General features: G+C 74.6%; 21 protein-coding genes. 8 read left to right on the top strand and 13 right to left on the bottom strand.

From position 1 onward, the window contains the following. Nucleotides 1-71 precede the first annotated feature (71 nt). The gene (locus CLV52_RS17035) at nucleotides 72-857 is read left to right on the top strand and encodes a CDP-alcohol phosphatidyltransferase family protein (protein ID WP_133767599.1); all 786 of its coding nucleotides are present in this window, start codon (nucleotides 72-74) and stop codon (nucleotides 855-857) included. Between the two features lie 18 nt (nucleotides 858-875). After that, nucleotides 876-1,556: a hypothetical protein gene (locus CLV52_RS17030; protein ID WP_133767598.1), complete on the top strand. Its 681-nt coding sequence runs from the start codon at nucleotides 876-878 to the stop codon at nucleotides 1,554-1,556. Nucleotides 1,557-1,868: 312 nt separating this feature from the next. On the opposite strand, the gene CLV52_RS17025 is transcribed toward CLV52_RS17030, so the two are convergent. The 5 genes from CLV52_RS17025 to CLV52_RS17005 all read right to left on the bottom strand — a co-directional run bounded on the left by CLV52_RS17025 (nucleotide 1,869) and on the right by CLV52_RS17005 (nucleotide 8,072). After that, nucleotides 1,869-3,107: an O-antigen ligase family protein gene (locus CLV52_RS17025; protein ID WP_133767597.1), complete on the bottom strand. Its 1,239-nt coding sequence runs from the start codon at nucleotides 3,105-3,107 to the stop codon at nucleotides 1,869-1,871. Further along, nucleotides 3,104-4,522, bottom strand: a complete 1,419-nt coding sequence (locus CLV52_RS17020; RefSeq protein WP_133767596.1) for a Wzz/FepE/Etk N-terminal domain-containing protein — start codon at nucleotides 4,520-4,522, stop codon at nucleotides 3,104-3,106. The genes CLV52_RS17025 and CLV52_RS17020 overlap by 4 nt, the downstream gene beginning before the upstream one ends. A 118-nt stretch (nucleotides 4,523-4,640) precedes the next feature. Next, complete coding sequence (locus tag CLV52_RS17015; protein WP_133767595.1) at nucleotides 4,641-5,864, bottom strand: hypothetical protein; 1,224 nt, start codon at nucleotides 5,862-5,864, stop codon at nucleotides 4,641-4,643. 107 nt (nucleotides 5,865-5,971) lie between these two features. Next, nucleotides 5,972-6,550, bottom strand: a complete 579-nt coding sequence (locus CLV52_RS17010) for a hypothetical protein (RefSeq protein WP_133767594.1) — start codon at nucleotides 6,548-6,550, stop codon at nucleotides 5,972-5,974. Nucleotides 6,551-6,611: 61 nt separating this feature from the next. Continuing rightward, complete coding sequence (locus CLV52_RS17005; protein ID WP_133767593.1) at nucleotides 6,612-8,072, bottom strand: hypothetical protein; 1,461 nt, start codon at nucleotides 8,070-8,072, stop codon at nucleotides 6,612-6,614. A gap of 524 nt (nucleotides 8,073-8,596) precedes the next feature. Here CLV52_RS17005 and CLV52_RS17000 point away from each other — a divergent pair. Next, nucleotides 8,597-9,235 carry an arsenate reductase/protein-tyrosine-phosphatase family protein gene (locus tag CLV52_RS17000; protein ID WP_162850920.1) on the top strand — a complete coding sequence of 213 codons (639 nt, stop codon included), beginning with the start codon at nucleotides 8,597-8,599 and terminating at the stop codon, nucleotides 9,233-9,235. Between the two features lie 43 nt (nucleotides 9,236-9,278). Here the strand turns inward: CLV52_RS17000 and CLV52_RS16995 are convergent, their stop codons facing one another. After that, nucleotides 9,279-10,175 (bottom strand): SGNH/GDSL hydrolase family protein, encoded by an 897-nt coding sequence (locus CLV52_RS16995; protein WP_133767591.1) that lies wholly within the window; start codon nucleotides 10,173-10,175, stop codon nucleotides 9,279-9,281. A 120-nt stretch (nucleotides 10,176-10,295) separates the two neighbouring features. Here CLV52_RS16995 and CLV52_RS16990 point away from each other — a divergent pair, with 120 nt between their 5' ends. Then, nucleotides 10,296-11,231: an alpha/beta hydrolase fold domain-containing protein gene (locus CLV52_RS16990; protein ID WP_133767590.1), complete on the top strand. Its 936-nt coding sequence runs from the start codon at nucleotides 10,296-10,298 to the stop codon at nucleotides 11,229-11,231. 80 nt (nucleotides 11,232-11,311) lie between these two features. Beyond that, entirely contained in the window at nucleotides 11,312-11,494 is a 183-nt protein-coding gene (locus tag CLV52_RS16985; protein ID WP_133767589.1) for a hypothetical protein, read from the top strand. Here the strand turns inward: CLV52_RS16985 and CLV52_RS16980 are convergent. From CLV52_RS16980 to CLV52_RS16970, 3 genes are all read right to left on the bottom strand, one after another. Further along, a complete protein-coding gene (locus CLV52_RS16980) occupies nucleotides 11,491-14,073 on the bottom strand; it encodes a helix-turn-helix transcriptional regulator (RefSeq protein WP_133767588.1) in 2,583 nt (860 codons plus the stop codon). The genes CLV52_RS16985 and CLV52_RS16980 overlap by 4 nt on opposite strands. Nucleotides 14,074-14,208: 135 nt before the next feature. Next, a complete protein-coding gene (locus tag CLV52_RS16975; protein WP_133767587.1) occupies nucleotides 14,209-16,653 on the bottom strand; it encodes a helix-turn-helix domain-containing protein in 2,445 nt (814 codons plus the stop codon). Between the two features lie 221 nt (nucleotides 16,654-16,874). Beyond that, complete coding sequence (locus CLV52_RS16970; protein WP_133767586.1) at nucleotides 16,875-17,624, bottom strand: matrixin family metalloprotease; 750 nt, start codon at nucleotides 17,622-17,624, stop codon at nucleotides 16,875-16,877. 132 nt (nucleotides 17,625-17,756) lie between these two features. Between CLV52_RS16970 and CLV52_RS16965 the strand changes: the two genes are divergently transcribed. Together CLV52_RS16965 and CLV52_RS16960 are read left to right on the top strand one after the other, a co-directional pair. Beyond that, nucleotides 17,757-17,942, top strand: a complete 186-nt coding sequence (locus tag CLV52_RS16965) for a hypothetical protein (protein ID WP_133767585.1) — start codon at nucleotides 17,757-17,759, stop codon at nucleotides 17,940-17,942. A 178-nt stretch (nucleotides 17,943-18,120) separates the two neighbouring features. Further along, nucleotides 18,121-18,711 (top strand): hypothetical protein, encoded by a 591-nt coding sequence (locus CLV52_RS16960; protein ID WP_133767584.1) that lies wholly within the window; start codon nucleotides 18,121-18,123, stop codon nucleotides 18,709-18,711. Nucleotides 18,712-18,851: 140 nt separating this feature from the next. Here the strand turns inward: CLV52_RS16960 and CLV52_RS16955 are convergent, their stop codons facing one another. Continuing rightward, nucleotides 18,852-19,085, bottom strand: a complete 234-nt coding sequence (locus CLV52_RS16955; protein ID WP_133767583.1) for a hypothetical protein — start codon at nucleotides 19,083-19,085, stop codon at nucleotides 18,852-18,854. A gap of 217 nt (nucleotides 19,086-19,302) precedes the next feature. On the opposite strand from CLV52_RS16955, the gene CLV52_RS16950 reads away from it, so the two are divergent. Continuing rightward, nucleotides 19,303-22,242, top strand: a complete 2,940-nt coding sequence (locus CLV52_RS16950; protein ID WP_133767582.1) for a hypothetical protein — start codon at nucleotides 19,303-19,305, stop codon at nucleotides 22,240-22,242. Nucleotides 22,243-22,491: 249 nt separating this feature from the next. Here the strand turns inward: CLV52_RS16950 and CLV52_RS16945 are convergent, their stop codons facing one another. The 3 genes from CLV52_RS16945 to CLV52_RS16935 are packed head-to-tail and all read right to left on the bottom strand — an operon-like array spanning nucleotide 22,492 to nucleotide 25,306. Next, nucleotides 22,492-23,481 carry a hypothetical protein gene (locus CLV52_RS16945; RefSeq protein ID WP_133767581.1) on the bottom strand — a complete coding sequence of 330 codons (990 nt, stop codon included), beginning with the start codon at nucleotides 23,479-23,481 and terminating at the stop codon, nucleotides 22,492-22,494. Further along, nucleotides 23,478-24,632: an ATP-binding protein gene (locus CLV52_RS16940; protein ID WP_133767580.1), complete on the bottom strand. Its 1,155-nt coding sequence runs from the start codon at nucleotides 24,630-24,632 to the stop codon at nucleotides 23,478-23,480. The genes CLV52_RS16945 and CLV52_RS16940 overlap by 4 nt, the downstream gene beginning before the upstream one ends. Continuing rightward, nucleotides 24,629-25,306, bottom strand: coding sequence for a LuxR C-terminal-related transcriptional regulator (locus CLV52_RS16935; protein ID WP_133767579.1), 678 nt, complete (start codon nucleotides 25,304-25,306; stop codon nucleotides 24,629-24,631). The genes CLV52_RS16940 and CLV52_RS16935 overlap by 4 nt, the downstream gene beginning before the upstream one ends. Nucleotides 25,307-25,638: the final 332 nt, after the last annotated feature.

Below are 25,638 nucleotides of genomic sequence, written 5' to 3'. Positions count from 1 at the left end.
CTCGAGCCGGGCTCGGACGTACGATCGGGTCTCCGCGTCACCCAGCGCGGAACGACCCATTGGATCGCCCCATGCCCACCGAACCCCGGGTGGACGAGCGGCCCCGTGCCGCGACCGTCCCCGAGACGTACCAGGAGACCCTTCGACGACTGCGGGCGGCCCAGAAGCCGGCCGGCCGAGGTGCGCCCGCGTACTCGGTCTACGTCAACCGCAGGCTCGGCCGATTCATCGCGGCCGCGGCCTACCGCGCCGGACTGACGCCGAACCAGGTGACGGCGATCAGTGCGACGCTGACGTTCGCCGCCGTCCTGCTCCTCGCGCTCGTGCCGCCCACCTTCTGGCTCGGGCTCGCCGTGACGGTCCTCCTCGCCGCCGGCTACGCCTTCGACAGCGCCGACGGGCAGCTCGCCCGGCTGCGCGGCGGCGGATCGGCCGCGGGGGAGTGGCTCGACCACGTCGTCGACGCGATCAAGTCGTCGACGCTGCACGCCGCGGTCCTCATCACCGCCTACCGCTTCCTCGTGCCGACCGATCAGCGTACGTGGCTCCTGGTGCCGCTCGGCTTCATGGCGGTCGCGGCGGTCTCGTTCTCCGTCTTCCTCCTGAACGACCTCCTCAAGGCGGCGCGCGCCGGCCGGGACACCACGAGCGTCATCCGGACCGGCAGCACACCGCTGCGGTCGCTCGCCGGCGCGCCGACCGACTACGGCGTGCTCGTGTTCGTGTTCCTCCTGCTCGGCGCGCCCGCTGCTTTCGCCGTCGTCTACACCCTCCTGTTCGCCGCTCACCTCGGCTACCTGCTGCTCGCGCTGCCGAAGTGGTTCCGCGACATGCGCGCGCTCGACCCCGCCGCCTGACACCCGAAGGACCCGCCCATGTCCGACCAGCCCCTCCGCAAGCCGACCCGTCGGACGACCGTGATCATCGTCGGCGTCCTCCTCGCCGTGGTCGTGATCGTCGCGGTCGTCGGGCTGATCACCGCCGCTGCCGTACCGCCGGCGCCCCCGGCGACGTCCGCGGCGCCGGCGCCCGCCTCGAGTGCCGCGCCGACGCCGACCAGCACTCCGGTGCCGACGGCGACGCCCTCCGCGAGCTCGACACCCTCGGCGACTGCGGAGCCCACCGTCCGCTCCGCGCCGACGCCGCAGGCCACGAAGGCCGCGCCGATCACGCAGTCCACGCCCGCCGTGATCAAGAAGGAGCTCGGCGTCAGCGTCACGAAGATGGAGGCGGTGACCGGCGCCGCGGCCGAACCCGGCGAGATCGCCGGGCCGGCGGTTCGGTTCACGATCCGCATCGTGAACACCACCGGGAAGGCCGTCCCGCTGTCGAGCACCGTGGTCAACGCCTACTACGGCCCTGACCTGACGCCGGCGATCGCGCTCGCCGCCCCGGGAGGCGAGCCGTTCCCGTCGTCCGTGGCGAACGGCGCCACGGCGACCGGCGTCTTCGTCTTCAACATCCCGAAGGCGTCGCGGAGCGCCGTCCAGGTGACGGTCGACACCTCGGTCAGCAACCCGGTGATCGCGTTCAAGGGCGCCGCGCCGACGAGCTGAGCCGCGGTCGTCGGCTTGGAGCGCCGAGCGGCGCTCCGCGCTCGAGCTGGACGCCCTGAGCGCCGCCCCGGTCCGGATCCAAGGCCCCGGCCCTGGGGCCGGTCCCGCGGGCGGGCGCGGATCGCGCTCCGGTTCGGTGGACCGCGTTGATGCCGCGGCGCTCCGGACCCGCCGACGACACCGCACCACCGAGGGCGCACGCGCCTCAGGAACGCCGTCACGGAAGCGCACCGCGCGCCCGACGGACCGCTCAGCGGTGGACGGGCGTGCGGAGAGCCGTCGGAGACCCCCCGGCGTGCGGTGCCGATGACCCTAGTGAGCCGCGGTGACGAGGTCCGCGTCCGCCAGCGCATGCGGAAGCGCGGGCTCCCGCTTCACCCGCGGCAGGAGCGTCGCGGTGCCGGGCCACGCAAGCGCCGCCAGCGTGAAGAACACGAGGAAGGTGGTGCTCGACTCGAGCAGGCCGTTCTCCACGAAGCTCCGGATGAGGATCGTGGTGGCCAAGGCGGCCCCGAGGGCTCGGACGGCCCCGAGCCGGCGCGTGGCGAGCAGCGTGCCGAGGGCGTAGGCGGCGAGCAGGAGCGTGCCGACGACGCCGTCCTGGGCGAGGGAGGAGATCCAGCTGCTGTCGAAGACCTGCGTGTCCCAGTACTGCCCGACGACCGGCACCGACTTCACGGTCAGGCCGCGGCCGACCCAGTAGGCCCACGAGTCGGTCGGTGTGCTCAGCACGACGTTCCAGGAGATCGTCCGCGAGTTGAGGGTCAGGAGCTTGCCCACGCCCTCGCCGCGGAGGGCGACGGAGGACAGGATCGAGCTGAACGCGAGCACGACGTACGCGGCCAGCGCGCCGAGGAGCAGCACGGCGCTCGTGCCCGCGGACAGCCTCCGCTCGACGAGGAGCACGACGAGGAGCGCGACGGGCAGCATGAGCAGAGCCGTGCGGGAGCCGGTGGCGACGACGGTCCCGCTCAGCACGACGAGACCGATGGCGGGGAGGGGGCGGAGGCCGACCCGGACCACGACGAACAGCAGCCCGATCGCCGGCGGCAGCAGCAGCGTCGCGACCTCGTTCGGCTCGAGCGGCGGGACGCCGCCGCCCAGACGTCCTCGGGACGTCAGCAGCGTCGGGATCCCCGTGACGGCTGCGACGAGGCCGGCGAGCGCCATGGCCGAGAGGAGGGTCGCGAGCAGCTCCGACGCGGCGGTCACCGACACGAGCAGCAGGATCGTCGCCGCCAGCAGCGCGATCCGGACGGCGAGCACCGCGTCGGCGACGAAGCCGCCCTCGGCGAGCGCGCCGACGAGCGACAGCCCGACCACGCCGCTGACGAGCAGCGCCGGCCACATCGCGACCGGACGGATCGAGGGCGACGTGCGACGGAGCAGGACCGCTGCGCCGAGCGCGGCGACCGCCAGCACCGCCTTGGCGACGACGACCGGATCCACGCCGCCCGTGTAGAGGACGCCCTTCCGCCACGACACGACGCTCGCGAGGACGAGCAGCCACACGCCGCCCGTCGCCGCGAGTCGACGTCGGGACGTGCTCATCGCTCGCCGCGCACGGACTCCGGAGCCTCGTCACGGATGAGCGGCGCCGCATCGATCCGTCGGGGACGTCGGAGCGCGCGGACCACGTCGCTGGGCTCGCTTTCCGGCTGCGCTGCCGGCTCCGCGGTGACGAAGTCGTCCTCGAGCCAAGACGTCGCGAGGTCGATGGTCGCGATCGGCCGCCCATCGGTGAGCACGACGCCGATCGGTCGGACCTCGGTTGACCGGAGGGCCGCCTGCACGCGGCGGACCTCCTGCTCCGTCGTCGTCCGGCGGGAGGCGACGATGATCACCCAGCGGGCGCCGCGCGCCGTGATGGTCAGGTCGACCGGGCCGTCGTCCATCGCCGACTGCAGCAGCGTCACGTCGTGGGCGTCGACGACCGGGCGGACGGCGCTCGCGAACGAGCGCTCGATCGCGAGTCCGGATGGGAGGACGTCGGGGTCGCCGGCGACGATCACGTCCACCTCGCCGGTGCGAGCGGCGATGACGTCATCCGCTGAGACGGTCCCGGCGAGGAGCTCCGCGAGACCGGGTCCGTCGGCAGCGTCGTCGCCGTCGGACGTCGTGCCGACGACCGCGACCCGCCGCCCGGTGTCGGCGATGCCACGGGCCAGCTCGTGCAGCACGGCGTGGTCGGCGACCGGTGGCCCGGCTGGTGCGAGCACGATCGACTCGGCGATGGATCCGCGCCCGAGTGCGCGCAGGCTCGACGCGGCGGTCTGGCCGCCGACCACGGGCCCGTCCCTGCGTGCGGGGCCGAGCTGCGCGACCAGCGGGAGACCGGTGACCCGGCGCACGTCCTCCGCGTCGAGGAGCCGGGGCCGCCAGCGCTCGAGGCCGAGCGCTGCGAGCAGACCGGCGACGAGTCCGGCGAGCAGTCCGAGGCCGAGGATCGCCGGCACGTTCGGCGTGCTCGGCCCGGACGGCGCCTGCGCGACGACCCTCGGCACGAGCATGACGGCGTTCCGCGAGTTGGTCTCGCTGTTCTCGAGCGTGTTGACGTCGGTGGCGAGGGCCGTGGCCGCAGCGTTCGCGAGCGTCGCGGCCTGACGCGGGTCACCGGCCTCGGCGGAGACCTCGAGCAGGACGGTGTTCGTCGGGACCACCGCCGAGAGGTGCTCGGCGAGCTGCTGCGGCGTGATGGTCAGATCGAGCTTCGCGATGACGCCCCGGAGTAGCTGCGGGGACTCGAGCAGCTGCGGGAACGACTGGATCCGCTCGAGCGCGAACTGCGACCGCTGCGTCAGGGTGGCGCTCGCCGCCTGGACGCGCAGGAACAGCGTCGCCTTCGCCGTGTACGTCCGCGGGATGAGGGCGGACACGAGGACCGCGAGCAGCACGCTCGCGATGGTGACGACGACCACGAGCCGAGCGTGGCGGCGCAGTGAGCGCAGCAGTCCGCTGGAATCCATTCGGGTGAGTTCCGTTCCGCGCGCGCGGTCCGTCTGGGTGGGCGGTGGGTTCCGAGCGCGAGCGAGTCGGACCAGTCTGGATCGCGGGGAACCCGCCCACCACCCCCTCGTCGTGGGGTCAGACCGTCGTCGTGCTCAGCTCCACCGGGGCGGCGGCCGACGATCCGGCGCGGACGGCGACCCGGCGGAGGACCAGGCCGCCGATGAGCGACCCGACGACCAGCAGGGCGGGAGCCCAAGCCGGATCGGCGCCGAGCAGCAGTGCCAGCACGACGACCGCGAGGGAGATCACCGTGTCACCGGCGCGGACGGCGAAGACCACCGCCTGCCTGCCGGCCACCGCGGCGAGCGCACCGTAGGGCGTGACGGCGGCGACGGAGACGGTGTACAGCAGCCACCCGACCACCGCGATGAGGTCGGGCGTGGCCGTGAACAGGAGCGGGCCGACGAGCGGGAGCAGCAGGACGGCGACCACCGCCATGGCGGCCGTCATCGCGACGAGCGCCCCGACCGCCCGATCAGCGCGGCGGACGCCGCCCGCGCCCGACCGCTCCTTCGCGTACGACGCGAAGAGGTAGGACGAGAGCCCGCTGACGAGCAGCAGCGCCGGGGCGGTGTAGACCCGCGCCGCCTCGAGCAGGCCCGTCGCACCGAGGCCGACGACGACGCCGACGACGGACCGGACCGCGGTGAGCAGCGCCGGGCGCAGGAACTGCTGCAGCGAGCGCCAGGTCCCGTAGCGCGCGACGGTGCGCCGATCGGCCGCACGGAAGGGCGCGAGGAACCGTTCGTCCCGGGGGAGCATCACGACACCGAGGAGCAGGGCGACCAGCTGACCGCCGGCGAGCGCGAGCAGGAAGGTTGCGAGCGTCGGCGCCGTCAGGAGGGCGGTCGATCCGACGATCGCCATCACGACGACCAGCCCGCAGGAATCGATGAGCGCGACCCGCCAGAACAGCAGGCGCGCCATGAGCGTCCTCCTGAGCACCTCCTCGAGGCAGAAGAGGGCGGTCGCCAGCAGGACGAGGGCCGCTTCCAGCGGCGTGATCAGCCGGGCGAGAGCTGCTCCCGCTCCGGCGACGGCGCCCGTGAGGATCGCGAGGGCGAGCGCGAACTGCTGAAGGGCCGCCCGGACGGGCGGGTGCCGCCGGTCGAGGACGACCAGCGAGTCGCCGACGAACCCGGTGACGACCCCGGAGGCGAGGACCACGACGCCGTAGACGATCGCGAACGCGCCGAGACCGGACAGACCGAGCGTGCGGGCGACGGCGACCTGGAGCACGAAGCTCGTCAGCGCCTGCACGCCCTGCGCGGCGACTGCTCCGACGGCGCGCCTGTTCACGATCGGACGAGGCTAGCCACCAGCGGCATCCGGCGCATGCCCCGTCTCCACGGGGCGTCCTGGCCGTCCGCACCGTCGGCCCGCCTCGGAGCGGCAACGACGTGCGCTCACGGACGGGCGGCCCGCGTGCGGGCGGCCTTCGCCGTCGTCGCGGGACGTGGTCGAGCGGGCGGGGGATCGAGCGCGGCCGGCACCTCCGGCAGGGACTCCGAACCGCGGGCGGACGGCACGAGGCGCTGCACGGGGTGATCGGGCTGCGACCACGACTCGATGATCCGTCGTGAGGTCGCATCGCCCTCGCGCAGCTCGTGCCACACGTCGGACTCCGCGCCCTGCGCGGCGGGCGTCGCCCCGAGGACCGCGGCGAGCCGGACGAGGGCGTCGCGGAGCGCGCGGCGGCCGCCCGCGGTCGGCACGGGCCAGCAGGCCTCGCGGAGTCCGCCGGCTCGGGCCAGCACGGACCCGAGGCCGCTCACGGGGATCTCCGCGGTCGGGCGGCTCCGCAGCGCTTCGATCACACGGGAGCGGAGGAGCTCGTGGCGGTGCATGAGCGTGTGCACTTCGGAGCTCTCGCCGATGAACAGCACGACGCCGTCGGGATCCGCCCACGCGAACACACCGGAGCCGCGGACGCGGTCCGGGCTCGCAGGCGCGCCGAGGGCTGCCTCGATGTCGGTCAGGTGCATAGCACCACTCTGAAGCGATACCGCGGAGGACGGCAGCCCCAGACCGTGGGACCGGGCGGATTCAGTTCACGGTGACGTACCGGCTCGCGTCCTGCTCGACTCCGCCGATGTAGACGTGGACGCTGCCGGCGATGCCGGCCGCCTTGTTCGTGAGGATCTGGATCTTGCGGTCCGGCACCTCCGCGCGGGAGCTGTAGCGGACGTTGATGCTGCCGCCCGAGTACCCGCCGTCCCAGGTGTAGGTGATGTCGTGGCCGGTGGTGCCGGCATCCCACTTCGGGTCGTAGAGGTTGACGGTCCCGGCCATCCGTTCCGCGCCGAGGCTCCGCGCTCCACCCCGCTGCACGTAGTCGCGGATGTCGAAGGTGCCCCGGACCTGCCAGAGCGCGATCCCGGCCGAGTACCGGAGGTTCCGCGTCGTCAGGTCCGAGATGCGCCAGTCCGCGTCGGAGTTGTTGATCGCGAGGCCTGCCGCGCTCGTCAGGGCACCGCTGCCCCCGTTGATCGTCAGGTCCTCGACGGTGTTCGTGCCGCTTGCCCGATTGACGTTGACCGCGAAGGTCTCTCCCGGGTTCGCGTTCGAGTTCCCGGGGATTGCGTTCACCTGGACGTGTCGGATCACGATGTTCGACCCGGCCATGTAGACGCCGTTGTAGAGGTGCCCCTGCTCCGTGCCCTGGATCGTCGCGTTCTCGAGCCGGTTCACGCCGCGCAGCAGGTAGAGCGGGTTCGTCGGGTTCGCGAGGCCGCCCTGGTTGTTGCCGTTGTCCGGAACGGAGGACGCGCGGGTGGACGTGTGCTCCGCCATCCGGATCACGGTGCGTCCGACGCCCGCGCCTTGCAGCACGCTGCCCGAGACCAGTGCGCCGGAGCTCTGCACCGCGAAGTCGCGCATGCTGTAGACGCCCTGGAGGAGGTCGGCGAGACCGCCCGACAGCGGACCGAGCGCCGCGAGACCGGCGACGACGCCCGCGCCCGAGCTGCGTGGTGACGTCGCCCGCTGGGGCGGCGACCCGGTCGCGGGCGAGGTCGTCGTCGCGGACGGACGGGGCGAGCGGGTCGCCTTCGGCCCGGTCGTGCTCGCGTCCGGGGTCGCGGACGTCCGCTGTCGCACGACGCGTTGACGCTGCTCCGTGGCCGAGGAGGTCGCCGGCCCCGCGAGCGCCGTCGCAGCCGAGGTGCGGCTGCTCGACCATGTCGGCTGCGACGACGTGACCGGTTGGATCGCCCTGCCCGCCTGCGCGTCGGCGCCCGCGGTGGGCAGCAGCGCAGCGGCACCGGACATGGCGCCGACGACGGCGATCGCGGCCGCGGCGAATGCAGCGTCCCGCTTCCGGCCGAGACTCGAAGGGGGTGCTGTGCGCGTGGTGGTGCCGACGGGGATCGGTCCCGTGCGCGCGTACTGCAGGTCGCCCGAGCGCACACGGCGCGCGTCGTCGCGCGCCGGCCCGAGGAGCGATGCGCCGGACACGGGCGGCAGCACGGTCTCGACGCCGCGCGTCGTCGCGCCGCGGACCGGCACGGGTGCGAACGGCCGGATCGGCTCCGGAGTCCTCGCCTCGGGAGGGCGCGGGGGACCGGCCGGAGCCGGTCTCGAGGTCGGCGCGGCGGTCTGCCGCGCCGGGCGGGAGGGCTCCGGCGTCCTCCGAGGGGCGGGCGCGAGCGGCAGGTCGAACAGATGCGGGTCCGTGATCGGCCCGATCGGGCGATCGGTGCGGCCGTCCGCTCGGCCGGGCGCAGCGCTGTGGCGCCCCATCAGACGAGCTGCAGAGCCGGACGGCGAGCCGTCGGGAGGCCGGGGGCGGAGGGGGCGGGACGCATCGTGGCCGGGCCTTTCCCAGGTGGAGTGCGGCGGTCGCGTCGACCATAACCAGCGCGGCGTCGGTCACCAATCGCCGTCGCGGCCGCTCTGACGGAGCGGAATTCTCGGCCGCCCGTCGTCCGTTCGTCGGCGTGTCGGAGTGGGTCGGGCCGCGGTGTGCGGAACACTTCGCGGCCCGCGCGGCGGTCGCGGTCGCGCCCGCGGGCGCGTGGAACGATGGTCAGGTGAACGATCGTCGGGCGGATGGGCTGCTCGTGGTGTGCACGGCCAACGTCTGCCGGTCCCCGCTCGCGCAGCGGACCCTGCAGCACGCGCTCGCCGGATCGCCGCTCGGCGACGTCGTCGTGTCGAGCGCCGGGACGCGGGCGCTCGAGGGTGAGGCGATGTGCCCCGTGTCCGCGGAGGACCTCGATCCGGGCGACACGGCCTACGCGACCGAGCACCGGGCGCGGCAGCTGACCGGCGTTCTCGTCCGGGAGGCCGACCTGATCCTGACGATGGAGCGCGAGCAGCGGTCCGCCGCGGTGCAGGCCGCACCCGGTTCGCAGGCGAAGGTGTTCACCCTCCGCGAGGTCGAGGCCCTGCTCGGCGTCCTCGCCGACCGCGCAGGCGAGCCCCCGGCGGACCTCCCGGCGCTCGCCAAGGCGCTGCACTCCGTCCGCGGCCTCGCCCCGCTCGTCCCGACGGAGCCGGTGAAGAAGCACTGGTGGAGCAGGCCCGTCGAGCCCGAGGACCCGATGACCATCGTCGACGGGCACGGGCGGTCCCGCGAGGAGCACACCGCCGCCGCGGATCAGGTCCGCGCGACCGCCGACCGCGTCGGCGCCGCGATCGTCGCGCTGACGACCCGCACCTCCGCCTGACCTTCCGTTCTGTAGGAGGCTGCTTCCTCCGAAACGGAGGGTGTCAGCGGTCGAGGAGGGCTCTTGCGCGCGGGGAGGTCGTCAGCACCTTCCACTCGGTCGCCGCGAGCTCCTTCAGCCCGGCGACGGACGGGTGGAAGCGGTCGAGCGCGGAGAGCTGGTCCAGCGTCGGCGTGTAGCCGTGCAGCGCGCCGCCGTCGTAGACGCAGCGGGGGAGCGCGCCGCACGCCCCGGCGAGGGCCGCGTCGTACTCGCGGATGCGGTCGGCGACCGCGGCCCGGCGCACCTCCGCCTCCGTCGAGCGGCTCTGCGGGTCCGCGAGCACGGTCGCGCAGCCGCCGTGGCTCCAGAGGAAGCGGGCGGTCGGATTCGACGCGGCCGCGGGGAGGATCGCGGTCACGTCCGGCACGGAGGCGACGAGGATCGTCACACCGGGATCGAGCGCCACGAGCTGCTGCAGCGCGCCGCCGACGGTCGCGGCGTAGTCCTCCGTCGACGTCATGTCGTCGAGCGAGGCGCGGCAGACGTCGTTCGCGCCGATCAGCACCGTGACGAGATCCGGGTCGGCCGCCGCGGCGGCGGGCACCTGCGCGGCGAGGTCGGCGACCGTCGCGCCGGACTTCGCGACGTTCTTCACGGTCACCGGGCCGTCGAGGCGCGCGCCGAGGCGACTCGCGACGCTGTCGACGCGCGCGTCCGTGCCGCCCGCCCAGGACATGGACGGGCAGTCGCCGAAGTGCGCGCACGCGTTGTAGCCGCGGGACAGCGAGTCACCCATCACCGCGACCGTCGTCGACGGCCCGGTCAGGGCGGGCGCAGAGGCGGTCGCGCTCGGCGACGCGGGCGCGCTGCTCGCCTGCGGAGGGGTGGAGGTGGTGCAGCCGCTCAGGACGAGGACGACGGCGAGCCCCGAGACGGCCGTGGCGATCCATCGGCGCATCCCTCCATTCTCCTCGCCCTCGACCGCCGAGGTGCGCCGCGGTGGCCGAGCGCGGCGCTCCGCGCCCGTGTCGAAACCATCCCGAACGGCAGGCGCGTCCGCGTCCGGAAGACTGTCCCGGTGCCCGTCCACCCGCTGATCGCCGCCCGCTTCCCGCTCATCGCCGACGTCGCCCCGGGCACGCCCTCGGAGCTGCTGCCCGAGACGGCGCTGCAGTTCGGCGCGCCGTACGGCGAGCACACGCCGCCGGCGGTGTCCGTGACCGAGACGACGATCGACGGCCCCCACGGCCCGATCCGGCTCCGCGTCTACCGCTCCGACGAGCTCGAGGACGCGGGTGCGGGCGCGCACGCCGTCCTGTGGGCGCACGGCGGCGGCTTCACGGCGGGCGACCTCGACATGCCGGAGGCGCACGTCGTCGGTCTCGAGCTGGCCCACCGGCTGCGCGGCGTCGTCGTGAGCGTCGACTACCGGCTGGCGACGGAGACGGTCCGGCACCCGATCCCGGTCGACGACGTCGCGGCCGCGTGGGCCTGGCTCCTGGCCTCGGCCGACGACCTCGGCATCGACCCGACCCGGGCGGCGATCGGCGGGGCGAGCGCCGGTGCCTTCCTCGCTTCCGCGGCGACGCTCCGGACGTCCGGCGCAGACCGCCCCGCCGCGGTCCTGCTGGCCTATCCCGCCCTGCACTTCCCGAACCCGGCGTCGGAGGACGCGCTCGCCGCGGAGCTGCGGACGCTGCCGCCGGTGCTCCGCTTCTTCCCGCAGGTCGTCGTCGCGATCTTCCAGGCCTATCTCGGCCGCATCACCGACATCCCGTCGGCCGAGACGCCGGGCCTCGCCGACCTGACCGGGTATCCGCCGGTGCGCATCGTCGTGTCCGAGTACGACGACCTCCGCAGCTCGGGGGAGCTCTTCGCGCAGCAGCTCGCCTCCAGCGGGGTGCCGGTCGAGCTCACGGTGGCGGAGGGGATGCTCCACGGCCACCTGAACATCCCGCCGGTCGACGCGATGCCGGAGATCGCCCGCAGCCTGGACTTCCTCGCCGGCTCCTGAGGCGGAGATCCCCTCGGACTGGGGATGCCCTCGCGAACGCGTGTTCGAAAGGGTTGGAGGGACCTTGGGGGAGGTTCCCGGTGATCCTGACGATCGTGCTCAGCGTGCTGGCCGCATGGCTGCTCGTGTCCGTGCTGCTCGCGCTCGTGATCGGTCGGGCCATCCACCTCGCCGACAAGGACCACCGGCGCAAGATCGCCTACCGGGCGACCCCGGCGGCCGCGCCGCGCGCGACGGCGCCGCGGGCCCGCGCCGCCTCCTAGACGAGGTCGTCCAGCAGCCCGACGAGCTCGGACGGGCGGTGCACGCCGAGCTTCCCGAACGCGCGCGACAGGTGCGTCTGCGCCGTCCGCACCGAGATCCCCAGCTGCTCCGCCACCCCGCGGTCGGGCAGCCCGCGCGCCGCGAGCGCCACCACCTCGCGCTCGCGTGACGTGAGCGTCGTCGCCGAGCCCGTCCCGCCGTTCCGCCCGCCGAGGGCCGGCACCTCCGCCGTCCACTGCGCGAGTCGCTCCCTCGCGGCGGTCGTGGGCAGGCCCTGGTCGGTCCGGAGCCGGATCGCCGCGCCCGCGGACTCGATCGCAAGGGCCCGCAGACCGACGGTCCAGTAGCGGCGCGCGACCGCGTCGAGCGCGGGCACGTCGCCGGCGTCGAGGGCTCGCGCGTGATCCTGCTGCAGGCCGCGCGCGACGCCGGGCAGCGCCGGCAGCGCGAGCAGCTCGGCCGCGGCGGTCGGATCGCCGAAGCGCAGGGCGGCGAAGCGCGCGTCCCACTGCTCGACGGTCGCCGACAGCTCGCCGGCCCGCATCGCCACGTCGCGGGCGATCGCGATCGCGCCATCGAGGTCCTGCCGCGCGGCGAGCAGCTCCGCCTCCGCGAGGCGGACCCGGCCCTGCTGTGACGGCGGGACAGCGTCGGAGGTCGCCTGCTCGAGCGCCGCCTTGGCCCCCTCCAGGTCGTCGCTCCGGATCAGCGCGATCGAGAGGTCCGCGAGGATCACCGGCAGCCAGCTGTCCCGCCAGATCCCGGGCAGTCCGACCGCCTCCCGCAGGAGGTGCACCGCGGTGTCGACCTCGCCCGCCGCGCACCGGATGGTGCCGAGCAGGTGCGCGAACGGCGTGCGCACCGCGTGCATGCCGGTCTCGAGCGTCCGGTCGTAGTCGCGCACCGCGATCGCCTCGGCCGTCCGCAGGTCGAGCGCGGCGACGGCCGGCGCCCATGCGGACAGCCAGTCGAGCATCACGGGGCCCTCCGGGATGCGGTCGACGACCTGCAGCGCGGGCCGGCGCAGGAGGTCGACGACCTGGAGCGCCGCCCAGGGCTCGCCGAACTCGGTCCGCACGAGCACCTCGTTGATGCCGGCGAAGACCGAGGCGAAGGAGGTCGGGCCGCGGCGCAGCGACTCCGCCGCCTCGAGCGCCTCCGGGTAGCGCAGCTCGCTCCGGAGTAGTCCGGCACGGATGGCGAGCAGGTCCTCCTGCTCGCCGTGGGCCCCGAGGTGCGCCTCCAGCACCGCGAGCGCCCGGCCGGCGTTCCGAGAGCCGAACCCGGCGACGAGCGCGAGCACCTTCGCCACGTCGCCCGCGGACCGCGGATCGCCGGCCGCTGCGGAGCTCCCGAGGAGCTGCTCCGCCTCGTCGAGCCGGTTCGTGCGCTTCAGCTGCTCCGCCAGCAGCACCTCGGCGGCCGCGCCGCCGCCGGTCGCGACCGCGTGCCGGAGGAAGCGCTCGGACAGGTCGGGATCCGCGAGCGAGGTGAGCGAACCGAGGTCGACCGCCTCAGCGGCGTCGAGCTCGTCGCCGAGCTCGAGCGCCCAGGCCCCGCGGGCGATCCGCTCGCGGTCGGAGAGCGGGCGGTCGAGCTCCGCCACCGCGGCGAGCAGCCGGCGCACGGTCGACCGCCGCTGCCGCGCTCCGGCCGCCTCGAGCACCGCCTCGGACTGCGCGGTGCGACGCATACGGGTCGCCTGCGCCCGGTCGTCGTGCGCGGTCCAGCCCGCACGCTCCATCGCGTCCGCGGTCGCGTCGTCGCAGAGCCGCTCCGCCACGTCGTCCGCGACCTCGTCGGCGACCGCGACCGCGCACAGCCAGTCCTGCGCCTCGGCGGGCAGGGCGAGGAACTCGGCGCCGGAGCGGCGGCGGACCGCGGCGGGCGCCGGCAGCTCGCCGCGCAGCCGCCACATGCCCTCATCGATCCGGATCGCGTCGGCGGCGCGGGCGACGCGGACGACCTCCTGGACGGCGGCGGGGGAGGCCTCCGTCACCTCGACGAGCGCGGCGGTCAGCGCCGCCTCGACCGGGCCGCCGAGCAGCGCGGCGGCGAGGTCGCCGCAGCCGGCGGCGTCGAGCGGCTCGAGTCGGAGGGTCGCGGCGAGGTCGTCGTCGACCAGCGCGCGGATCGCGTCCGGGACCCGGCGGCCGGCGGTGATCGCGACCACGACCGCGATCTGCCCGCGGGCGAGCTCGAGCAGGAAGGCGGCCGAGCCAGGGTCGAGCAGCGAGCCCTCGTCGACGAGCACGACCTCCGACTCGAGCGCGAGTACGCCGGCGCGGACGATCGCCGCCCGTCCGAGCGCGTCCTCGGCGCCGATGCGGAGAATCGTCGGCCGGTCGAGCAGCCCGAGCAGCACGCCGAAGGGCACGGAGGACGCCGACGCGGTCGCGGTGAGCCGCAGCACGCGGCGGCCGGTCCGCTCGAGCCGGACGGCGGCCTCGGCGAGCAGTCGGCTGCGCCCGATGCCGACCGGCCCGGTCAGCACGGTCGACGCCCCCCGGTGCGCCCGCCGGACGACCTGCTCGAGCACGGGGGTCCGCCCCACGAGCTCAGGGGTGCTGAGGGTCATCGATCTGTCGAGCAAGGGAGGGGGCGGCTGACGGCTCGAGCCCGTTCTGAATCGACTTCGCCGACCCGACGATCATGGGCACCGGCGCCTCGAATCGAATCGACGCAGTTGCGTGATCTGGCCATGCCGTTCGCATCATGGTTCGAGCAGGAGGCCGCGCAGCTCGGTCCGGCGGTGGACCCCGAGCTTGCCGAGGGCGCGGCCGAGGTGGGTCTGCGCGGTCCGCAGGGTGATGCCGAGCTCCGTCGCGATGACCCGGTCGGAGGCGCCGCCGGCCGCGAGCATCGCGACCTGGCGCTCCCGCACGGTGAGGCCGGTCGCGCGGCGGCTCGCGGTCTCGGGCGGGCGGAGCGACGGCGTGCGGGCGAGCCACGCGACGAGGCGGCGGTCCGCGCGCTCGTCCCCGAGCGAGGCGGCGCGGTGCGCCGCCTCGATGGCGTGGAGGCGGAGCCCGACCTCCCAGAGGCGGACGGCCGCGGCGTCGACGGCGGCCGCGTCGGCCGCGATCAGCGCCGCGGCGTAGGCGCGCTGGGCGTCCCGACCGGCCCCGCCGGGCAGCGCGCCCAGCGCGAGCAGGCGCCGCGGCGCCTCGTCGTCGCCGTACCGGATGCCCGCGAACGTCGCCTCGAACGCGTCGAGCGCGAGCCCGGCAGCGGCCCCGCGCTCCGCGGTCTCCGCGACGATCGCCCGAGCCCGCCCGGTGTCACCGCGGGCGGCGGCGAGCTGCGCGGCCGCGAGGTCGGCGTGCCCGCGCTGGATGGGCGGCACCGCGATCCGGCCGAGCCGCTCCAGCGTCGCTCCGGCGTCGTCGATCGCGCCTGAGAGCGTCTGCGCGATGGTGAGCTCCGCGAGGATCCGGGGCTGCCAGCCCTCCCGCCACGCGCCGGACGCGGCGTCGACGTCCCGGAGCAACCGGACGCCCTCACCGGGCTCGGCCCGGTGCACGGCGATCGTCGCGAGCGTGTACGACATCGGTGCTCGCGCCTGCTGGAGGCCGTCCTGCGCGGCGGCGTGCTCGTCGCCCACTCGCGCGCGGACCGCCTCCGGCTCGGCGCCGACGGCGACGAGCAGCTCCGAGGGCAGCCAGCTCGCCAGCCCGCGCCCGTCCTGGAACGCCTGCTCGACGCCGTCGAGCGCGAGCAGGCGCGCGGCGGCGTCGAGCGACGCCTCGAGCCGACCCAGCTCCCGCTGCCCGAGGGCCAGCTGGAGGAGCGAGAAGCCGGTCGCGAAGGCGGACCGGTCGGCTCCGTCGAGCACGGTCGTCGCGACCTCGACGGCCTCGGCCGGACGCGCCTCGAGCAGGAGCATGCTGGCTCGGACGGCGAGCAGCTCGGCCTCCGGCTCGGCGTCGAGGAGGTGCCGGTCGAGCGCCGCGAGCGTCTCGCCGGACCGGCGCTCGACGACCCCGGTCGTGAGGGCTCGCACCCGGAGGAGCGAGACCCGTTCGCCGCCGTCGGTCCGCGGCAGCGCCTCGTCGATGAGCTGCAGCGCCTCGGTCGGCCGCCGGGTGCGCCGCAGGTGGTCGGCGAGATCCGCGCCGGCGTGCGCGCCGCCGTCGAGGGCCGCGCGCAGGAGGAGCTCGCGCGCCGCGGGGTCCGTGCCGGGCAGCATCGCGAGCGCCCGTGCCTCCGCGGGGTCCGGCAGCAGCCCCACCTCCATGCGCCAGCGCAGCAGATCGACCCGCTCCTCGGGCAGCAGCGGCCGATCCACCGCCTGCGCCGCGGCGATCAGCCGCTGCAGCACGGCGGTCCGCGCGCTGCGGTTCAGGGAGCCGAGCACCACCGGGCCGGCCGGCTCGACCGCCAGCCGGACGGCGCCGCTCGCGGGGTCGCGCGCGGTCCAGCCCGCCTCCTCGACGACGCGGACGGTCTCCGCGGTGGCGATGCGGCGCGCGAGGTCCTCCGCGAGCGACCTCGCCTGCGCGACCGCCGCGATCCAGCCCCGGTGCTCCGGCGAGAGCGCGGTGTAGGCGTCGAGCACGGCGGTGCGCAGCGAGCGGGCGGGCGGCAATGGCGCGGCGAGGTGCCATCGCCCGTCCGCCTTGACGAGTGAGCGGGCGGCGATGCCGGCGTCGACGACCTCGCTCAGGGCGCGGGGTCGCCCGCCGGATGCCGTGGTCAGCGCGATCGCCACGTCGCCGTCCACCGGGTCGCCGAGCAGGTGCTCGGCGAGCTCGGCGACCTCGTCGCGAGTGAGGGGATCGAGCGGCACGGCGTCCGCGCGTCCCTCGGCGATGAGGCGGCGGAGCGGTTCCGGCACAGCGGACGCACCGGTCGCGTTGGCGACCAGGGCGGTGCCCGAGCGGGCGAGGTCGGCGAGCACCGCCGCCGACGCCTCGTCGAGCAGGTGCGCGTCGTCGAGGAACACGACCTCGAGGCCGAGCGAGGCGGTCGCGGCCCGCACCGCCGTCGGGTCGTTACTCGGCAACGACTCGCGCGTTTCGCGGTCGAGCAGGGGAGCGAGCGGACACGGGCTCCCTCCCGACACGAGCCGCGCCGTACGGATGCCGGCCCGGCGGGTCGCCGTGAACGCGTCGGTGAGCACGCGCGAGCCGCCCGAGCCGGGGGCGCCGATCAGCACGACGCTCCGCCCCTCCCGGGTGCGGTGTCCGATCGCTGTCAGGACCGCAGCGCGCCCCACCAGCGGGGAGGTGGCGTGCGACATCGAGCGGGACTCCGGAGGATCAGGCCGAGCAGGGGAGTTGCCGAAGTGTGCACCTTTCGAGGATTCTTGGAATCATTGCTGCCCCGGATCACCGGGGCATCCCGAATGCGCCGTCGTCCATCCCGAATGCGTCGGCGTCAGAGCCGCGACCACGCCGCGTCGTCGCACCCGGAGGTCTGCAGCACGCGGCGCAGCGCGCGCACCTCCGCCGGGGTGAACTGCGCCGGCGTGGCCGCGGTGAGCGACGGGTGCATGATCGTCCCCGGCCCACCCTGGTGCGCGAGGTCGAGCGCGTGCCCGACCTCGTGGAGGATCAGCGACTGCCAGCTGACGCCGCCACCGGTCCGCGGCGCCCGGAAGCGGGAGGACAGCAGGACCCGCCCGTACGTCATCGCCTCGACCGTGCGGCCGCCGCTCCGGTACCAGGAGGCGGCCGGCCCGCCGACGCCGACCTCGCCGCCCGTCCCGCCGAAGGTCTGGCCGAACGCGTGCGCCCGGTTCGTGAACCCGATGTAGATGGTCGGCGTCGCCGCGTGGTTCGTCGAGTCGAAGAGGTGGGCTGTGCGGCCCGCGAAGCGGAAGCGGACACCGGTCTGGCGTGCGACGACGCCCATCGCGTGCTGCACCGTCGCGACCATGCCGCTCGGCATGTCCGTCGGGTTGATCCGGTACTCGATCGGCCGGCAGGCGGGCCAGCGCATCGGCCGGGTGGGGTCGACCGTCGAGACGAGCTCGTAGCGTCCCGACGCCGTCGCGGCAGCGGCCGTCCGGGCTGCGGATGCCGGCGCCGCGTGCTCGGCCGGCAGCGCTGCGGGCGCGGCGGCGGTGACCGCGACCGCGAGCACCACCGCGAGCGCGGTCGGATGCCGAAAGCGCCACGCGGCCACCGGTCCACGATGCCCTCGCCGGCCCGCGGAGCACAGATCCCTGATCGGGGGTCGATTTCTCCCCGGTCGCGGATCTGCATCGGACGTGAACGGCCGCTGTCCGTCGTCGGAGGGATGCGCGACCATGGACCCATGCGCGACGGAGACGGCGACGGGCCGGGCGGCTCGGTGCTGCCGAGCGCGCCGGACGCGGTCGACGACGTCGCCCTGGACACCCCGAACTGCCCCGACTGCCTTCTGCGCATGGAGCCGGAGGAGTCCTCGAAGGGCGACGCCTACTGGGCCTGCACGGAGTGCGGCTTCGTCGCGATCGCCTGAACCGCGTCAGCAGGCGGATTCCCAGTCCGCGCGCGCCCGGCTCCCGGTTGAATGACGGGAAGCGGGCGGCCGTGGGTCGCCGTAGGGTCGTCCTGCCGCCCACGCCTCCGCCACCCACGGAGTCGGCCCACCCACCTGCGAGGTTCCAGATGCCCACGACCCTTCTCGGCGCTGCCCGGTGAGCGCGCGCTCCGCGGGCCGCATCGCGGCGATCACGACCGGCAAGGCGCTCGGCGTGCCCGTCCGCGACATCGGCGCCGCCTCGGTCGAGGAGCCGGAGACCCCTGCGGGTGGTCCCCTCATCCCGCAGATCGAGCCGGGGGCTGCGATCGGCTCGGGGGAGCGGGCGGCGCTCGCCAGCCTCGTCTCCTACGTGCCGGGCGAGGCGCTGACGATCTACCTCGCCGGCGTCGCGTGCGTGAACCTCGTGCAGACGTCGGACACGAGCGGTGAGAAGGTCGCCGCGGTCTGGCTGCTGTTCGTCATCGCGCTGGTCGCGAACGCGGCGTTCGTGTGGCTCGCGTTCCGGGACAAGTTCAAGGACTTCTCGCGCCGCGAGCTGACCGTGCGGCAGACGCGGCCCCTCGTCGCCGCGGTCGTCACCACGTCGCTGGCCTTCTTCGTGTTCGCCCTCGCGATCCCCGGCGGCGTCTTCATCAGCTCGCCGGAGTGGCTGCCCCTGATCCTCCTGATCGGCACCGCGGTCGTGATCGGCATCGCCCGCGTCTGGGGCCTCGGCCCGCTGAAGGAGGACCCGCCCGTCGGGTGACCGCCGCCAGCCCCGTCCCGTTCCCCGTCGGTCGAGGCGCGAGCGAAGCGAGCCTCGAGACCGCAGCCCGGACCCCGCCCCGTTGGTCGAGCCGGGAGCGAAGCGAGCGCGGGCGAGCGACTCGAGTCCACCTCCTCGACCTAGCGCAGGTGCAGGTCCCGCTCCGGGAGCGTGAGGTGCATGGGCGTGCCGAGCGCCGTTCGGACCTCGACCTCCCACCCCTCGGCCAGTCGCCGTCGCACGACGCCCACCGTGCCGCGCAGCTTCCGAGGCGCGAGCAGCACGACCGAGGCGCCCGGTGCGAACGCGCGCGCAGGCGCCTCGTCCGTCGAAGCCGTCACGTCGACGTCGGGAGATTCCGCCTTCGTGCCCACGCTTCGACGGTAGCCCGGACGTCGCGGAACGCTGTGCAAATACGCTGCACGACCTCCCATACCTTCCGCCCGGCGGTGCGACCGAACGACTGGCTACGCTGGACGTCCACGGTGCGCGCGACGGGGCGGAGGAGCCGATGGAGGGGATGCGGCGATCCGAGCCGACACGACGACCTGACCTGCGCTGACCCGGCGCGATCGATCGGAGCAACGAGGCGTGAGCGGGAAGCACGACAGATCGCTGGACGACGAGCAGTCGGCGAAGCTCCTCCTCACCGGTCCCATCGTGATCCGCGGCCTCGGGCGCAGCGTCAAGGACGCGCTGCGTCCCGGACCTCCCAGCCGGCACCGAGCGTTCGCCGCTGATGCCGAGGACGTCGTCGGGCCGACGCCGGTGCAGGCGATGCTGGCTTCCGGACCGACGGTCCCCGAGTCCGGCCCGTCGTCTGCGGTCACCGACGCGCCGCCGACGCGGGCGGACGCGGATGCGGACGCCGGAGTCGCTCTTTCCGACGATGCCGGCCTGCCGCAGACTGAAAGCGCCGACGGCCTGGGGGAGGACCGCGTGGACGAGCGCCCGGACGACGCGGAATCGAGCCATGACGCCGAGAACCGCCTCGAGGACGAGATCGAGTCGGAGGAGCCTTCGAGGTCCGCTGGCGAGGCCTCGCCCGACGCCGAGGTTCACGAAGCCGAGGTCGACGCGGCCGCAGCCGACGGCGAGCCCGTCGTGTTCGAACGGGTCGAGGAGACGGCGCAGCCGGATGAATCCCCTGACGTCGGTGGGGACGAAGTGGCGGCGAAGGACGAGCAGGACGAGGACCGGCCCGAGGGCACGGACACGCTTGCAAAGGATGACTCGGAGCAGCTTCCGCTCGCCGGAGATCCGACTGACCGCGAGTCGGCATCGGTCGACGATGCGGCGGTCGTGGCGGACGACGAGGATCGCGACGACGCGTCCGCCGGAGCGGTGGAGAACGAGCACGAGCGTCCGGACGCCGTGGTCGAACCGTCCGCGGACGCGGACGCGTCACCGGCGTTCGAGCAGCAGTCGCTCGCCGGCGGCGATGCCGACGAGCAGCTGGTCGAGGACGCGGGCATCCCCGAGGCGGAAGCGTCAGAAGAGGCTGGCGGCGGCTATCCGCAGCCGGAGCTGACCGACGGGTCGGTGGAGGAGGCGCCTGACGTCGACTCTCAGGCGTCCGAGGAGCCCGCTTCCGACGGCGACGATCCGGAGAGCGCGGTCGGCCCGCAATCCGACGACGTCCGGAGCTCGGTCCCGGACGACCTCGACGCCACTGCGAACGAGACCCCGGAGCCCGAGGTGGAGGACTCGGAGTCGTTCAGCGCGAGCGATGAGGACGAAGCGCGGGACCTTGCGACGGAGGAGCCGGCAGACGACGGCGAATTGATCGAAGCGTCCTCGATCGATGATGCTCCGGCTGACCGCGGCGCCGAGAGCGACGAGTTCGACCTCGCTGCAGACGACTCGTCCGGCGCGTCCGATCTGGCCGACGCGCCGGACGAGCACGAGCCGCTCGATCAGCACGCCGACGACCACGAAGCTGTGCCGGTCGACGAAGCGGCCCTCGACGCTGCCGCGGCCGAGCTGCTGTCGCCGGACGCCGCTCGCGACGAGGCCGCGGACGACGTCGACCTCGGGGTGGAGCCGGCGGCGATCCCGGACCCGGTCGTCGCCGAGTTCATCGGCGACCGGGGCTGGACGACGGCCGAGGAGCTGTACAGCCGCCCGATCACCCTGCCGGCGAGCGGTCCGGCCGAGCCCGTCGAAGCGGTCGACGAGAGCGGGATCGTCGACGAGACGTCCGAGTCCGCCGGGGCTTCCGACGACCGGACGACCTCGGATGACCTCCGCGCCGACGAGGTCGAGGAGGCGCCGGAGTTCGAGCAGGAGCGCGACCCCTTCGACGACGCCTTCCTCGTGCCCGACGAGCTCGAGCAGCCAGGCGGACCGGTCGTCGCCGAAGAGGCTTCCTCCTCCACCGAGCCGGAGCTCGAGGACGACCCCGCCGAGTCGACGGATGCGGACGAATGGGCGTCCGCCGAGGAGCTCCTGGCCGACGCGGTGATCGAGCCCGGCCCGGACGCGCCTCCGGTCGACGCCGGGGAGGCGCAGGAGGAGACATCGTCCGCGCACGCCGCGGAGACCGCCGACGGCGGCACGGATGACGAGCCGACTGCGCAGCACGAGACGGACGAGTCGGTGGCTGCAGCCGAGCTCGACGATGAAGCGGTCACGGAGCCGGGTCAGGATGCGCCGTTGGGACCGACCGCGGAGACCGCGACGGCCGCCGCCGTCGCTGCGCCGGCGATCGTCGCGGCCGCCGCGAAGGCGCCCTCGTCGCGGCCGTCCTCGACGCGCCCCGGCGGCTCCGGTCGCCCGCCGCGCCGTCCGCGGCCGCTGCGGGAGCGCTTCGGTCGCGAGGCGATCGGCATCGCGGTCCTCGTCGTCCTCGCGCTCGTGTGCGGCGGCCTGATCACCGCGGTCGTCCTCAAGACGCAGCGGGACGCCGCGATCGCCGCGTCGGAGGCCGCGAACTACACGCCGCCGCCGCTCGCCACCCCGACGCCGGCAGTGACGGGGCCGGCGATCGCGGTGATCGGCGACGGCACCACGAGTGTCGCCGCCCAGGGCGTCACGACCGCGGAGAAGTGGAGCGCACTCCTCGGATCCTCCCTCGACGGCACAGTCAGCACGGACGCGTCGAGCGGCAGGGGTTACGCCGCGAAGGGGAGCTCGGGCGGGACGTTCGTCCAGGCCGCCGCGAAGGTGCCATCGAACGCGAAGGTCGTGATCGTGTTCGGCGGGGCGGCCGACGCGAACATCGCACCGCTGTCGCTCGCGAAGGCGGCGACCGACACCTTCTCCGCCGTGCAGAAGCAGGCGCCGGACGCGAAGCTCATCGTGGTGGGTCCTCCCATCAGCGGCGGCGCGAGCGACGCCGACCTCACGCAGGTCCGGAACACGTTGCGCAGCGCCGCCGCGATCTCGAAGGCCACCTGGATCGACCCCATCGACGCCGGCTGGCTTCCGGCGTCGAAGCAGTCGGCGTCCTCGCCCAGCGCTCTGAAGGCTGAGGACGAGAAGACGCTCGCGTCGAAGATGGAAGCGGCGGTGAAGAAGGCGCTCGGCTGACCCCGTCTCGATGCCCAGCGGAATCGGCGCGGCCAGCGAAGAGGACGAGCCACTGCGACCCGTCGGCGTGTCGCTCCGTCCCTCGAACGGGGGTCATGGCGAGGATGAGCGCACATCCCGACGAAGGAGACATCCGTGGCGAAGCCGATCCAGCTGGTGCGCAACTGGGCCGTCGAGCAGGTCACCGCGATCGTGAGCGTCTGCCGCCCGATCCACATCTCCCGCTGACCCCGAGCCGCCTCGAGCGGCTCAGCCGTCGGCGTCGCCGATGATGCGGTCCTCGATGCGCTCGTCGACCGTCGCGCTGACCCGCACGTCGCGCCCCCGGAGGACGACGCGGCCGACGAACTCGCCGCCGCGCGCCCGGTCGAGCTGCCCGGCCAGCCACTCCGCCGCGCGGATGCGCGTCGGGGCGGGGAGGTTCCCGAGCTCCGGCTCCGTCAGCACCTGCACGTCGAGCCCGCGCTGACGGGCCGCGGTCAGCGCCTGATCGAGCGCGTCCGAGCGGATCGGGGCCAGGGAGATCTCGTCGCGCAGGCGACCCTCGACGGCCGCGAGCTGGTTGCGTCCGGCCTCGTCGAAGGTCTCCTCGTCCGCGATGCGGCGCAGCAGCGGGCCGGCGTCGGCCAGCACGCGCTGCACCGCCTCCTGCCGAGCCGCGAGCTCGGCCTCCGCCATGTCCCGCTCGAGGGTCTCCGCGCGCCGCACCTCGACGAGCGCGTCGTGCGCCCGAGCGGTGCGGCGCAGGCCGATCGCGAACAGTGTGCCGATCAGCAGGATGCCGAGGTGCCGGTCGACGAGCCCGAGGCCGCTCAGCGGGGATGCCCCGCCGAGCGCCGACCAGAGGAAGCAGAGCCCAGTCACGAGCACCAGCTGCACCCAGGCCGCAGCGGTGCGGTCGCGCAGCGACAGCCCGATCGCCACGAACGTGCCCGCGCCGAGCGGCCAGGACGCGTAGCCGGGCCAGCCGGTGGCGGGCAGCCAGGGGATGATCGCCGCCGTGCTCCCGACCGCGAGCAGCACGACCGCGAGCGTGCGCGGTGCGTTCAGGCCGGGGCCGGGGGAGAGCACGACGATCGCCGCCGCAGCGGTCATCGCCGCGAGTGCGCCGATCGTCACGGGCGGGGAGGTCGGCCCCGGCCCGACCACGAGCAGCACGTGCACGGCGACGAACGCCACGAGCAGCAGCCGCGCGAGCGGCGTGCCGAGCGGCGGCGTGAGCGACGTGCCCCGTCTCACGAGTCGCTCCAGCACAGCTGCACCGCGGTCCCGCGCCCCGGTTGCGAGCGGACGACCGCCGAGCCGCCGACCTGCCGCATCCGGCTCTCGATGCTCGTCAGGATCCCGAGCCGGTTCTCCGGCACGGCGGCGCGGACGAACCCTGCACCGTCGTCGACGACGAAGACGTCGACGCGGTCCTCGCGCAGCACGACGTGCACCTCGATGTCCGCGCCCGGCCCGGCGTGCCGGCGGCTGTTGCGCAGCGCCTCGCCGGCGGCGCCGAGCAGTGCTTCCGCGGCGGGCGGCGGGATCGGCGCCCTCCGCTCGCCCTCGAATCCGAACGCCGCGTCGGGCGCGATCGCCGTCAGCTGCGCGCGTACGCGGTCGAGCAGCTCCCCGGCGTCGAGCGGATCGTCGCTGGAGTGGGGTGCGGCGAGTCGGCCGAGCCGCCGCAGGGCCTCCGCGGCGTCGGTCGCGACCGTCGCGATCGGTTCGGGGCTCCGTGCCGCGACGAGGAGGGTCGTGAGGACGTGGTCGTGCACGAGTCCGTTCACACGGGCCCGCTCGTCCGAGCGGATGCGCTCGTCGCGGGCGGCGAGCACCGCGGTCATGGCGTCGGCCGTTGCGGTGTCGACCGACCGTCCCGCTCGCACGGCGCCGACCGCGAGCGCGGCGAAGATCGCGGCGAACAGGGCGGCGTAGGCGCCGTCCTGAATCGGGATGAGGCCGAGCGGCTGGGCGCTCGTGGCCGCGCGGTCGATCACGACGAGCGCGCCCGTGAGGAGCACGTCGGCCACGACCGCGGCGACGGGCAGCCCGAGCGCCGCCCCGGTCGTCCCGAGCGCGGTGAGCTGCAGCACCCAGGGTGAGGCCCCCGCGTCGGCGGTGCGGCCCGCGACGAACGGCTCGGTCGCGAGCGCGAGCAGGTTGCCGACCGCGACGAGGACGGCGAGCACGCGGATGGCGCGCACGGGTGCGAAGGCGGAGGCGATGCCGAGCGCCAGCGGCAAGCCGAGCGACGCGAGCAGCGCGGCGACGGTCCAGGCGACCGGCGTGACGTGCAGCTGCCCGAGGATCACGGGGAGCGTGAGCAGGCCGAACACGGCGGCGCCGACGCCGAAGAGCATGCCGATCGTGCGGAGGACGCGCGTCTCGACGACCCGGTTCACTCGCGTCCCGGAGCGGGAAGCAGTCCGTCCTCCACAGCACGTTTGTACAGGTCGACCTTCGTCGGTGCGGGGCGACCGACCTTCGCGTACTTGGTGCGGATCCGCCGGATGTAGTCCTCGAGCGTGCCGACGGTGATGTGCAGCTCCTCGGCGACGCGCTGCGACCGCGCGCCGTCCGCGAAGAGCTGGAGGACCCGCGACTCCTGCGGGCTCAGCGCGGCGCTCGACAGCTGGGGGTCGCTCTCCACCGCGTGCGCCCACTCGCTCGTCACGACGGGCTGGCCGAGCGCGGCCCGGCCGATGGCGTGGATCATCACCTCGACCGGCGTCGACTTCCGCAGGAGGCCGAGCACGTCGGCGTGCAGCGCCTCCCGCACGAGGTAGGCGTCCTCCCCGGAGGTGAAGACGAGCACGTCGCCGCCGGCCTCGCGGATGCGACGGACGTTGGCGGCCGGAGAGGACCCGTCGGCGAGCCGGAGGTCGAGCAGGACCAATCCCGGCCGCACCTGCTTCCTGAGCAGCGCGTCGACGGTCGGGAACGCGCCGACGAGCTTCAGATCGGTGCTCGCGCCGAGCGCGGTCACGAGCGCGAGCCCGACGAGCTGGTGATCGTCGACGAGGGAGATCGGCCGGGGCGCCCGGGACGCCGAGGGCGTCGAAGCGGTGGCGTCCATCGTCGTGAACCATAAGCACACGCGGTGACGCTTTCGCTCAGAAGCGCACGCGACCCACCGCTGGGCCAACCGACGTCCCTGGCTTCCCAGGGCAGGACGCACTCCCTCCGCGAGGGGCCGGGCTCGACGTCGCGCGCGCCGATCGTCAGGACCGTTCAGCGGTGCGCGATCGTCCAGTGCACCGGCGCGGCGATGGACTGCCAGCCCTGTCGCCCGGGCAGGCACTGCGGCGCTCGACGCCGCAGTCGAGCGCATCGGCGAGACCATTTCCCACGGTCGTGGAACCGGTCGATGTCGTCCCCCGAATTGGGGGCGTCCGACCCCGGCATGAC

The sequence above is a fragment of the Amnibacterium kyonggiense genome (assembly GCF_004364555.1).
Taxonomy (GTDB): domain Bacteria; phylum Actinomycetota; class Actinomycetes; order Actinomycetales; family Microbacteriaceae; genus Amnibacterium; species Amnibacterium kyonggiense.
This window is presented reverse-complemented; position numbering and strand designations above follow the sequence as displayed.

Excerpts from the sequence above, each read along its gene's own strand:
- CLV52_RS17020 (WP_133767596.1), bottom strand. The coding sequence starts at position 4,522 with ATGGATTCCAGCGGACTGCTGCGCTCACTGCGCCGCCACGCTCGGCTC.
- CLV52_RS17010 (WP_133767594.1), bottom strand. The coding sequence starts at position 6,550 with ATGCACCTGACCGACATCGAGGCAGCCCTCGGCGCGCCTGCGAGCCCG.
- CLV52_RS17025 (WP_133767597.1), bottom strand. The coding sequence starts at position 3,107 with ATGAGCACGTCCCGACGTCGACTCGCGGCGACGGGCGGCGTGTGGCTG.
- CLV52_RS16980 (WP_133767588.1), bottom strand. The coding sequence starts at position 14,073 with ATGACCCTCAGCACCCCTGAGCTCGTGGGGCGGACCCCCGTGCTCGAG.
- CLV52_RS16935 (WP_133767579.1), bottom strand. The coding sequence starts at position 25,306 with ATGGACGCCACCGCTTCGACGCCCTCGGCGTCCCGGGCGCCCCGGCCG.
- CLV52_RS16995 (WP_133767591.1), bottom strand. The coding sequence starts at position 10,175 with ATGCGCCGATGGATCGCCACGGCCGTCTCGGGGCTCGCCGTCGTCCTC.
- CLV52_RS16965 (WP_133767585.1), top strand. The coding sequence starts at position 17,757 with ATGCGCGACGGAGACGGCGACGGGCCGGGCGGCTCGGTGCTGCCGAGC.
- CLV52_RS17030 (WP_133767598.1), top strand. The coding sequence starts at position 876 with ATGTCCGACCAGCCCCTCCGCAAGCCGACCCGTCGGACGACCGTGATC.
- CLV52_RS17035 (WP_133767599.1), top strand. The coding sequence starts at position 72 with ATGCCCACCGAACCCCGGGTGGACGAGCGGCCCCGTGCCGCGACCGTC.